The following is a 10381-nucleotide window of genomic DNA, read 5'->3' as shown; positions in this document are numbered from 1 at the left end:
ATAAGGCCTGCCCGAGGACGGTCGATGTCTGCCCGGGAGCGCGGATGCGACCGCCTCCCGGGACATCTTAATCAGATTTCGTCGATACAAGCCCGAGGATGACGCGCAGTGGAAGTGGCGCGATGGGACGCGCTCCAACATCCAAAAGTCGGACTCGACACCCACCAACCACCGCGCTACAACCACCGCATGATCCGTTCCGTCGCCACCGTTTCGTTTTGGTTTAGCTATCCGCTCCCGGCGGAGGCTACCGCGCGCTTGATCTGATCTCACAAGATACGACCAAACCCGAAGCCAGCCGCCCCCCAACGAGGCGGCTTTTTTGTTGGCCGCCTCCGAGCAAATCTCGAGGAGACCACCAAGTGCTCAAATCCACCGACGACCTTCGCATTACCGAAATCAAACCGCTGACCACCCCGATCGAGGTGATGCGCCAGCATCCGCGCACCGACGCCGCCACCCGCACCGTCATCAGCGCCCGCCACGCCTTCCACAATATCCTCGCCGGCAATGACGACCGCCTCGCCGTCGTCGTCGGCCCCTGCTCCATCCACGATCCCGCCGCGGCGCTGGATTACGCGAAACGCCTGGTGGCTTTGCGCGAATCCCTGGGCGACCGGCTTGAGATCATCATGCGCGTCTATTTCGAAAAACCGCGCACCACCGTCGGCTGGAAGGGCCTGATCAACGATCCCAACCTCGATGGCAGCTTCGACATCGACACGGGCCTGCACACCGCCCGCGCCCTGCTGCTCGATATCGCCAATCTGGGCCTCCCCGCCGCCTGCGAATTCCTCGACATGACCACGCCGCAATACATTGCCGACCTGGTGAGCTGGGCCGCCATCGGCGCCCGCACCACCGAAAGCCAGATCCACCGCGAGCTGGCTTCCGGCCTCTCCTGCCCGGTCGGCTTCAAGAACGGCACCGATGGCAACGTGAAGATCGCCCTGGACGCCGTCGCCTCGGCCGGCCAGCCGCATCATTTCCTCGCCGTCACCAAGGATGGCCGCTCGGCCATCGCCGCCACCTCGGGCAATGAGGACTGCCACATCATCCTGCGCGGCGGAAAGACCACCAACTACGATGCAGCCAGCGTCGATGCAGCGGCCGCTGCCGCCGACAAATCCGGCCTCGCCCCATCAATCATGATCGATGCCAGCCACGCCAATTCCTCGAAGAACCCGGAAAACCAGCCGCTGGTTCTTGCAGACATCGGCGCCCAGCTCGCCGCCGGCGACCGCCGCATCATCGGCGTGATGGTGGAATCCAACCTCGTGGCGGGACGGCAGGACCTCATCGAAGACCGCGAACTGGTCTACGGCCAGTCCATCACCGACGGCTGCATCGACTGGCACACCACGGTCACGGCATTGCAAGCCCTGGCCGAAGCCGTGACCCAGCGCCGCGCCGCGACCAACCAGGCGGTGGCCTGACGCCTTTCCCCTCTCCCCTTGAGGGAGAGGGCGGCAATTTCTTCGTTCAGAAGAAATTGCCGGGTGAGGGGTTCTGCGTCCTCCCATGCCTCAATGTTTGTGGAGGCAACCCCTCGTCCGCCCCTTCGGGGCACCTTCTCCCTCAAGGGGAGAAGGAAGGAACCTTGACCCCTCACCCCCATTCCTGTTCTGTCCCCCCATGGCCAAGAACCCGCTGCTGCTCGTTCCCAATCTCATCACCATCGCCCGCATTCTGGCGATCATCCCCATCGTCTGGCTGGTGATGCAGGGCGACATCGTGCTGCGTCTCGTCGCGCTCGTCATCTACGTCATCGCCGCCGCCAGCGACTGGCTCGATGGCTACCTGGCCCGCGCCTGGAACCAGTATTCCCCCTTCGGCCGCATGCTCGATCCCATTGCCGACAAGCTGCTGGTCGGCATTCTCATCGCCGCCCTCGCCTGGGACGGCAGCTTTTCCGGCTGGGACATGATCCCGGCCTGCACCATCCTGTTCCGTGAATTTTTCATTCCCGGCCTGCGCGAATTCCTCGGCAATATCAAGGTCGTACTGGCGGTAACTTGGCTCGCCAAGTGGAAGACCACGCTGCAACTGGTCGCACTGGCGGCGGTTCTGCTCGAACGCATCGTCCCCGGCCTGGGCCTGGTCAGCGACATCCTGCTCTGGGTCGCCGGCGCGCTGACCCTGTGGACGGGCTGGCAATATCTGCGCGCCTCCTGGCCCCATCTCGTCGAAGAGCCGAAATGAGGATCCTCTACTTCGCCTGGCTGCGCGAACGCCTCAATCGTGGCGAGGAAGAGGTGTCGCCACCATCCGAAGTCGCCACGGTCGCCGACCTTATCGACTGGCTCGCCGCAAGCGACGAAGCCTTTGCCCTCGCCGTGGAAAAGCGCAGCCTCATCAAGGCCGCCGTGGACGCAAAACTCGTTGCCCACACCGCCCCAATTGCCGGCGCCAAGGTCGTTGCCCTGTTTCCCCCGATGACTGGAGGGTGACATGGAGGTCCGCGTCTCGCCCGAACCGTTCGATCCCGGCGCCGAAACCAACGCCTTCCTCGCTGCCATCAAGGGCGCCGGCGCCGCCGTTACCTTCACCGGGGTTGTCCGCAGCAAGCCCGACGATCCTATCACCGCACTGACGCTGGAATGCTATCCCGAGCTGGCCATCAACCAGCTCGCAGCGATCGTCGAACAGGCCAGCACCCGCTTCGGCCTGTTGGCTGCGACGGTCATCCACCGCTACGGCACGCTCGGCCCCGGCGAGCCCATCGTCCAGGTGATGACCCTCTCCCCCCATCGCGAGGCCGCCTTCAAGGGCGCCGAATTCCTGATGGACTACCTCAAGACCGACGCCCCGTTCTGGAAGCGGGAAACCGGGCCGGCGGGGACGCATTGGGTGGAAGCGAATGCCGAGGATGATGTGGCGAAGGCGCGATGGGAATAATGCCACGCCCTCGTGGTTCGAGGCTCGCCCCAAACCAACAAAAAAGCTGGGCACTTGGCCCGGCTTTTTCACAGATTGATTCCGCTTATTCCGCGGCGGCGCGCTTGGGCTGAACCTCGGCCGAATAGGCGTCGATCAGCGTGCGGCAGCCTTCGCCCGGCGTGAACCGGTACTGGCCGATCTCGCTGACGGGCGTAACCTCGGCTGCCGTACCGGTCAGGAAGCACTCGTCGAAGTCAACAAGCTCTTCCGGCTTGATATGCCGTTCGGTGACGGTATAGCCATTACGCTTGGCCAGGTCGATCAGCGTCTGCCGCGTGATGCCGTTGAGGAAACAGTCCGGCGTCGGCGTGGTGATGTCCTTGCCCTTGATGAAGAACACATTGGCGCCGGTGGCCTCGGCCACATAGCCGCGATAGTCCAGCATCATGGAATCGGCATAGCCATTGGCCATGGCCGCGTCCTTGCTCAGGGTGCAGATCATGTAGAGACCGGCAGCCTTGGCCGAAGACGGAATGGTTTCCGGGCTCGGACGCTTCCACTTGCTCCATTCGAGCCGGATACCCTTGAGCTTTTCCTCGACCGAGAAATAGCTCGGCCACACCCAGGCGGCGATCGCCAGATGCACCGTATTGTTGCGGGCCGGAACGCTCAATTCTTCCGAGCCGCGCCAGGCGACGGGGCGCACATAAGCATCGACCAGGCCATTCTTTTCCAGCACTGCGCGCTTGGCTTCCTCGATCTGCTCCACCGACCACGGCATGGGCATATCAAGCGTCTTGGCCGAGCGGATCAGCCGCTCGGTATGCTCGCGCGACTTGAAGATTTCGCCGCCATAGGCGCGCTCACCCTCGAACACCGAGCTGGCATAATGCAGCCCATGCGTCAGCACGTGAACCTTTGCGTCTTTCCACGGTTTGAACTCGCCATCAAACCAGATCCAGCCTTCGCGCTGGTCCATCGGCACGCCTGCCATCGTCCTCTCCCGAATATTCCTGTGAGGCGCCGCCATGCGCGGGTCGCCTGCCTGGCGCAGATCATGCCCCAGCCCCAAGGCCTTGGCAAACCACAAAGGCTGAGGGATAAGACGGAACGGCGTCCTGATGGGAAGACAATGGCAGGCAACCAAAAAAATGTCAACATAGCTGACATAAATTCCATGTCGCCGGGCGGCGAGCCGCTGCCCCTCGATATCATGGGCCTGTTCTTCTTCGCCTATCGCGATTTCACCGGCGATGCCGATGCCCTGCTCGGCCATCAGGGTTTCGGTCGCGCACATCATCGGGTGCTCTATTTCGTCAATCTGCGCCCCGGCATGCCGGTGGCCGATCTGCTCGATATCCTCAAGATCACCAAGCAGAGCCTGGCCCGGGTGCTGCGCCAGTTGATCGACAATGGTTATATCGAGCAGAAGACCGGTCATTCCGACCGCCGCCAGCGCCTGCTCCACGCCACCGACAGGGGCCGGCAATTTTTCGCCACCCTGTCGGCCACCCAGGCCAGCCGCATCACCACCGCCATCGCCGCGCTGCCCCCCGATTCCCGCCGTACGGTCACCCAGTTCCTGGTCGGCATGGTCGACCCCGCCGACCGCACCGTGCTGGACCGGCTGAACCTGACCGTCGGGCTCTAGCGCTTTCACTTTGGACTTCTGTTCCGTAGCGCAAGGCGTCGGTTCCTTCGCTCCCTCCCCCTTGAGGGGAGGGATTGAGGGAGGGGGTCCTTCAGTGATCCACAAGACGACCCCCACCCCCAGCTTTGCTACGGCTCTCCGGGCCGAGCGACGCTACCCTCCCCTCAAGGGGGAGGGGGCGACAAACTGGGCTCCCGCTAAAGACGCCCCCTTTAGATCGGCAGCCCCGTGCGCGCCTTCACCGTGCGGATGCTCATGTTGGAATGGATGCTCGCCACCCCCGGCAGGCGCGCGCTGAGCCGTCGATGCAGCCGCTCGAAATCCTCATGGTCCTGGCAGACCACCCGCAGGATATAATCCGACTGTCCCGCCATCAGGTGGCATTCGAGCACTTCGGGAATGTCCTGCACCGCCGCTTCGAACGCCTCCAGCGCCGCCTCGCTCTGGCTGGTCAGCCCCACCTCGATGAAAAACTGCATCGAATAGCCCAGCCTCCCGGCATTGAGCACGGCGCGATAGCCCTCGATCAGCCCCTGCTCCTCCAGCGCTTTCAGCCGCCGGTGACAGGCCGACGCCGATAGCCCCACCGCGTCACCCAGCACCTGCACGCTTTTGCGGCTGTCCACCTGCAGCGCCCGCAACAGCTTGCGGTCCACACCATCGATCTGCAATGTCATTGCGCGTTTTCCGCCCTGCCTCGAATGTCATTCGACATTTCAGCGGCAGGCGCCTGAATGCAAGCCAAAAAGAAAAAAGGGCGCGAAACCGAAGTTTCGCGCCCCCACCGGAGACACCACAAAGGAGCGTCAGCCTCTGCAGCAGTCCACCGATCGCCTGGCGCCCGGGAGGAACAGGCACCAAACCCAATCCCGGACTACCGCGGTGGACGGCGGCCGGGTTCAGTCGGATAACGACGCTGGCCGGCAAGAGTTCCCGGTGATCGGCCCGCCTAGAAATCGCCGCGCAGCGACAAAGCCAGGCCGGCCTTGTCATAGCTGGCGCCGGGATCGTCATGGCGCGACCACGACAGCCTCGCTCCATAGGTGAAACGCTCCGACACGGCATAGCGCGCACCCAGCGTCGCCATGCGCACCGAGCGGCCGATACTCTCGTCGAACAGCCCCCATTCCTGCTGTGCCGCAAGGTTCGCCGACAGGGTAATATCCGGCGTCAGCAGCCAGGTCGCACCGAGATCGAGGGCAGCCGTTCGTCCCGCCGCCCCGTCGAGCGGGTCGGCCAGTTCGACGCCGGTTTCGGCCTTCAGCGCCAGTGTCACCCCGGCCATCGGCACCAGGCTCGTCGCCACCGAAACATAGGGCATTGCCCGCGTCATGCCGCTCACCCCCCGGGCCAGACGAGATCGACGCCACCCTTCCCCTCAGCCGACCAGCCGCCATCGGCCAGCCGGAACCCGGCGCTGACCCGGCCGCCGTCGACCGGGGCGCGGGCATAGACGATCCGCTCGGCCTCGGGGACCAGTGTAAACCAGGCCTCCATCCCGGCCAGCACCGCCAGCCCCGGTGACAAGGCCCGCTCCCAATCCACCCGCCCCGCCACCGAACCCACCTGCGGCGTCAGCCGCAACGGCGGCAGGCCAAGTTCGCCCAACACGCTGTCGCCGGGCAGCACCCAGTCGCCCGTCACCGCAACGATGACCTGCTGATCGACACCCCTCAGGGTGAATTCAGCCACATATTCATGCTCGCTCGCCACGCTGCGCACCGGAATAGCGAGCCCCCCGATCGACAGGTCATCCCCGGTCCAGCTCTGCGTCACCGCATAGCCCAGCCGCAGCGTCGCCGCCCCCAGCGCCAGTTGCGCCTCGATGGCGCCGGTCACCTCCGCGTCATCCTCGAACTTCAGGCTCGCGAAGCGCGTCTGGGTGAGGGCCAGGCTGCCACGCAGCAGCAGATTGCCGGCACTGCCGGTCAGCGCCATGTCGTGGCTGTGGGTGACGTAGAAGTCCGCCCCGCCCGTCGCGCTGTCGGTGGCGTTGGAGGTCCAGCCGGTCTCGATTTCGCTCGACAGCGCCAATGGCGACTGCGCCATGCTCGGCACCACCGTAGCCACCACCAGCACCAGAGCAATAGAGAGCCTACCCATTCCCGCCTCCCGCAACGATTGCAGGATCGATCGTTTCGGTAACCAATATTTCACGTAGGGGCTAAGTCATTTCCCGCATACCCACTGGTTGAAATTGACCATTAACGCAGGAGAACCGCCCTGTAAGTATTCTGTTAACTATATTCTTCTTCGCTCAACCGGGATTTTGTCGAGCATGATGCTCAAGCAAGATCACGACCGGGCCGGAGAGATTTGTGGCGAACTGCGCGCCTGGCGCATTCGCTCGCGGCTCCGCCAGGATGCCATCGCCAAATGCCTCGGCGTGGCGCAAAGCCAGATCAGCCGCTGGGAAAGCGGGCGGGAATTGCCGCGCCCGCACAATATCGAGGCCATTCGCCGCCTCATCCGCGGACCGGAAATCGATCCGCTGCTGGCGCTCAGGCATTTCGTCATCCATTCCAGCCAGCATCTGCTGCTGCTTGACGATCAGCTCGCCATCCTGGCGCGCAGCCTGCCCTTCCAGGCCTCACCCAACCCGCTCGATCGTTTTGGCTGGGTGCTCGATCCGGAGCGCAACCCGCCCTTCGCCCCGGTGCAGCGGCGCTATCGTGAATTGCTGCGCGATCCGGGTGGCGTGGTCGGCCTCACCATCACCCTGCCCTTCCGCCACGAGGGCGCGCGCTGGACCGCCAGCATCGGCAAGACCATTCATTCCATCGCCGGCGTCAGGGTATGCCTCTGCGAACTGAGCTTCGGCCCTGCCGGCCCCGGCGATGCCGATATCCGCGTCGAGGAAGTCCGGCTCGATCCGACGGGGGAAACCCGACATTCCATGACCCTGTGGCGCCACCCCGCCGACGCCTGACCGCGAAGCCGAAGATCGCCCGTCGTTTCAGTGAAACGGCGAACGATCTCCGGGAAAGGCCCGCGCCGGGGCAGCGGCACGGGCCTTCTTGGGGGCCTGGAGGTCTGGCCCCAGGGGAGCGTGACCTACCAGCGCCTGCGGTTGTGGCCACCCAATCCGAGAATGCCATTGCCGGTCAGCACGCCATTTAGCACACCATTGCCGTTCAGCACCCCGCTCAGCACGCCATTGGCATTGCCATTGCCGATGCCCGACAGGATGGCGCTGTTGTTGCCAATGGCCACCGTATTGCCGTTGAGCACGTTGATGTCCCGCGTGGCCAGGCCCACGGCGATGCCGGTGATGTTGGACAGCAGGTTGTTGTTGACCCGCTTGTGAAAGAAGCCGCCGGCATGGGCGCCCGAAGTCATCGCCATGACGGCAACGACCGATACCGCGATCAAGGTCTTCATCTTACGCATACTCCCGATTGTGCTGTGTCGTGATCGACGCACCAACGGAAACATCGGGCACCGCGCCGGGCAATCTTGCCCCCCGATTTTATGCGTTCCATGCGAACTATGCGTGCCGGGCGCGCCAGGCCGGCCGAAAACCGCCATTATCGGCGGCCACCTTGCCCGCAAATCAGGAGATGCCGCCATGCTGCCCCGAACCCTGCTGAGCCTTGCCACGCTGGCCCTGCTGTCGATCCCCGCCGCCGCCGATGGCGATCCGCTGGCCGATCTCATCGGCACCAACTGGCAACTGACCGCGCTCGACGGCGCCCCGGTCGATGCGGAAGTCACCACGACGCTGGTCATCTCGGCCGATGGCGTCGGCGGCAATGGCGGCTGCAATACCTATGGCGGCAATCTCGCCCCGACCCCTGATGGCATCGCCATCACCCAGGTCTTCTCCACCATGATGGCCTGCGATGGTCTGGCGCAGGAACAGGCCTTCTTCGCCGCCCTGGAAGCGGCCGATGGCTTCACCCTCGTCAATGGCAACCTGCACCTGCTTGCGAATGGCAATTTGGTCGCCGAACTGGCGCCGGGCGACTAATCGAAGGCTTCGTCTCGTGTCGGGATCACCCGACAAGCCACACTTCGGCAGGACAACAGGAGCGCGAATTCAAAAGCCCCACGCCCGGAGGCGCGGGGCCGAGGATGTTGGTGCAAACAACCTCTGCCGAAGAAAATCTTCGGTCCGTCGAGTTTAGCCCAACCACCTGTGCAGGTCACCCCGCCGCCCGATTTTCGTGCACCGATCCACCGCCTTTGTGCGGCTTGCATAATTTTTGACCGAACCCTCCACCACCCGCCCACGAAATAGGCATAAGGCCTCGCGCTTTTCGGCCATATGCCGTCTGCCCGTCGGGCGTACTGCCCCTTATATCCACATTGAATCAAAGCCTTAAAGCCGGCCGCCCCGCGCTGGCACGTCCTTTGCAATTGTTCCGACGGTGCAAACACACATCTGTCGGAGGTAAACATGACAGGAGTAAACCGCGCGATTGCGGGACTGGGGCTGGGCGTGGCTATGACGACGGGCGCAGTTGCCGTTCCGGCATTCGCCCAGGACGAGACCATCAAGGTCGGCGTCCTGCATTCGCTGTCGGGCACGATGGCCATTTCCGAAACGACGCTCAAGGACACGATGCTGTTCCTGATCGACGAGCAGAACAAGAAGGGCGGCCTGCTGGGCAAGCAGCTTGAAGCTGTCGTGGTCGATCCCGCCTCCGACTGGCCGCTGTTTGCCGAAAAGGCCCGCGAGCTGATCGAAGTCAACGGCGTCGCTGCCGTGTTCGGCTGCTGGACCTCGTCCTCGCGCAAGTCGGTGCTGCCGGTATTCGAGGAGCTGAACTCGATCCTCTTCTACCCCGTGCAATACGAGGGCGAGGAGAGCCAGCGCAACGTGTTCTACACCGGCGCCGCGCCCAACCAGCAGGCCATCCCGGCTGTCGACTACCTGATGGAAAATGCCGGCGTCGAGCGCTGGGTGCTCGCCGGCACCGACTATGTCTACCCACAGACCACCAACAAGATTCTCGAGCAATACCTGCTCGACCACGGCGTTGCCGCCGAAGACATCATGATCAACTACACGCCCTTCGGTCATTCCGACTGGCAGACCATCGTCTCCGACATCAAGGCCTTCGGCTCGACCGGCAAGATGACCGCTGTCATCTCGACCATCAACGGCGACGCCAACGTGCCCTTCTACAAGGAACTCGCCAATCAGGGCATCAAGGCCGAGGACATTCCGGTCATCGCCTTCTCGGTCGGCGAAGAAGAGCTCGCCGGCTTCGACACCACCCCGCTGGTCGGGCACCTGGCCGCCTGGAACTATTTCCAGTCCGTCGATACCCCGGAAAACGAAGCCTTCATCGCCGCCTGGCAGGCCTTCATGGGCAATCCCGACAAGGTGACCAACGATCCGATGGAAGCCACCGTCATCGGCTTCAACCTCTGGGTCCAGGCCGTCGAAAAGGCTGGAACCACCGATACCGACGCGGTGCTCGACGCCATTATCGGCCTGCAAACCCCCAACCTGACCGGCGGCATGGCCACCATGCTCCCGAACCACCACATCACCAAGCCGGTGCTGATCGGTGAAATCCAGGCCGACGGCCAGTTCGAAGTCGTCTCGGAATCCGACCTGGTCCCCGGCGACGCCTGGTCCGACTTCCTGCCCGAATCCAAACTGATCGAGGCCGATTGGACCGCCCCGATCGCCTGCGGCAACTACAATACCGAAACCAAGATGTGCGGCGGCTCCGAAGTCGCGGCCGCGCAGTAGCAAGCCGGCGAGGGCGGTCCAGGCCGCCCTCCCACTGGTGCTTCAACAAACGCGATGTCACCCCGGCGAAGGCCGGGGTCCATCCTGAGATCGCGAGATGGATCCCGGATCAAGTCCGGGATGACACCGAGTTTATGACCAGA

The 10381-nt window shown here is 63.7% G+C and carries 13 protein-coding genes; 8 read left to right on the top strand and 5 right to left on the bottom strand.

Annotation, left to right across the window (positions count from 1 at the left end; translation table 11 throughout):
- The first annotated feature begins 362 nt into the window (after positions 1-362).
- From ASD80_RS18370 to ASD80_RS18355, 4 genes are all read left to right on the top strand, one after another.
- Complete coding sequence (locus ASD80_RS18370) at positions 363-1436, top strand: 3-deoxy-7-phosphoheptulonate synthase (protein ID WP_056236262.1); 1074 nt, start codon at positions 363-365, stop codon at positions 1434-1436.
- 199 nt (positions 1437-1635) lie between these two features.
- A complete protein-coding gene (gene pgsA / locus ASD80_RS18365) occupies positions 1636-2202 on the top strand; it encodes a CDP-diacylglycerol--glycerol-3-phosphate 3-phosphatidyltransferase (RefSeq protein ID WP_056236259.1) in 567 nt (188 codons plus the stop codon).
- The gene (gene moaD, locus ASD80_RS18360; RefSeq protein WP_056236257.1) at positions 2199-2450 is read left to right on the top strand and encodes a molybdopterin converting factor subunit 1; all 252 of its coding nucleotides are present in this window, start codon (positions 2199-2201) and stop codon (positions 2448-2450) included. Before pgsA ends, moaD begins: the two co-directional genes overlap by 4 nt.
- Position 2451: 1 nt before the next feature.
- Complete coding sequence (locus tag ASD80_RS18355) at positions 2452-2898, top strand: molybdenum cofactor biosynthesis protein MoaE (RefSeq protein ID WP_056236254.1); 447 nt, start codon at positions 2452-2454, stop codon at positions 2896-2898.
- 85 nt (positions 2899-2983) lie between these two features.
- Here the strand turns inward: ASD80_RS18355 and ASD80_RS18350 are convergent, their stop codons facing one another.
- Complete coding sequence (locus tag ASD80_RS18350; protein WP_056236249.1) at positions 2984-3874, bottom strand: branched-chain amino acid aminotransferase; 891 nt, start codon at positions 3872-3874, stop codon at positions 2984-2986.
- Positions 3875-4057: 183 nt separating this feature from the next.
- On the opposite strand from ASD80_RS18350, the gene ASD80_RS18345 reads away from it, so the two are divergent.
- A complete protein-coding gene (locus tag ASD80_RS18345) occupies positions 4058-4531 on the top strand; it encodes a MarR family winged helix-turn-helix transcriptional regulator (protein WP_056236247.1) in 474 nt (157 codons plus the stop codon).
- A gap of 212 nt (positions 4532-4743) precedes the next feature.
- Here ASD80_RS18345 and ASD80_RS18340 read toward each other — a convergent pair whose 3' ends face one another.
- The 3 genes from ASD80_RS18340 to ASD80_RS18330 form a co-directional block, all read right to left on the bottom strand.
- A complete protein-coding gene (locus tag ASD80_RS18340) occupies positions 4744-5208 on the bottom strand; it encodes an Lrp/AsnC family transcriptional regulator (RefSeq protein ID WP_082555427.1) in 465 nt (154 codons plus the stop codon).
- Positions 5209-5480: 272 nt separating this feature from the next.
- Positions 5481-5864, bottom strand: coding sequence for a hypothetical protein (locus ASD80_RS18335; protein ID WP_156460544.1), 384 nt, complete (start codon positions 5862-5864; stop codon positions 5481-5483).
- A gap of 5 nt (positions 5865-5869) precedes the next feature.
- The gene (locus ASD80_RS18330) at positions 5870-6634 is read right to left on the bottom strand and encodes a hypothetical protein (protein WP_156460543.1); all 765 of its coding nucleotides are present in this window, start codon (positions 6632-6634) and stop codon (positions 5870-5872) included.
- Positions 6635-6809: 175 nt separating this feature from the next.
- On the opposite strand from ASD80_RS18330, the gene ASD80_RS18325 reads away from it, so the two are divergent.
- The gene (locus ASD80_RS18325; protein ID WP_056236239.1) at positions 6810-7460 is read left to right on the top strand and encodes a helix-turn-helix domain-containing protein; all 651 of its coding nucleotides are present in this window, start codon (positions 6810-6812) and stop codon (positions 7458-7460) included.
- Between the two features lie 125 nt (positions 7461-7585).
- Here the strand turns inward: ASD80_RS18325 and ASD80_RS18320 are convergent, their stop codons facing one another.
- Positions 7586-7912, bottom strand: a complete 327-nt coding sequence (locus tag ASD80_RS18320) for a hypothetical protein (protein WP_056236236.1) — start codon at positions 7910-7912, stop codon at positions 7586-7588.
- Positions 7913-8099: 187 nt separating this feature from the next.
- Here ASD80_RS18320 and ASD80_RS18930 point away from each other — a divergent pair, with 187 nt between their 5' ends.
- Together ASD80_RS18930 and urtA are read left to right on the top strand one after the other, a co-directional pair.
- Positions 8100-8501 carry an META domain-containing protein gene (locus tag ASD80_RS18930; RefSeq protein WP_056236233.1) on the top strand — a complete coding sequence of 134 codons (402 nt, stop codon included), beginning with the start codon at positions 8100-8102 and terminating at the stop codon, positions 8499-8501.
- Positions 8502-8930: 429 nt separating this feature from the next.
- Positions 8931-10238, top strand: a complete 1308-nt coding sequence (urtA, locus tag ASD80_RS18310) for an urea ABC transporter substrate-binding protein (RefSeq protein WP_056236231.1) — start codon at positions 8931-8933, stop codon at positions 10236-10238.
- Positions 10239-10381: the final 143 nt, after the last annotated feature.

The sequence above is a fragment of the Devosia sp. Root635 genome, from assembly GCF_001427605.1.
Classification (GTDB): domain Bacteria; phylum Pseudomonadota; class Alphaproteobacteria; order Rhizobiales; family Devosiaceae; genus Devosia.
Note: the sequence above shows the minus strand (reverse complement) of the source record. Positions and strands in the feature narration are given on the sequence as shown.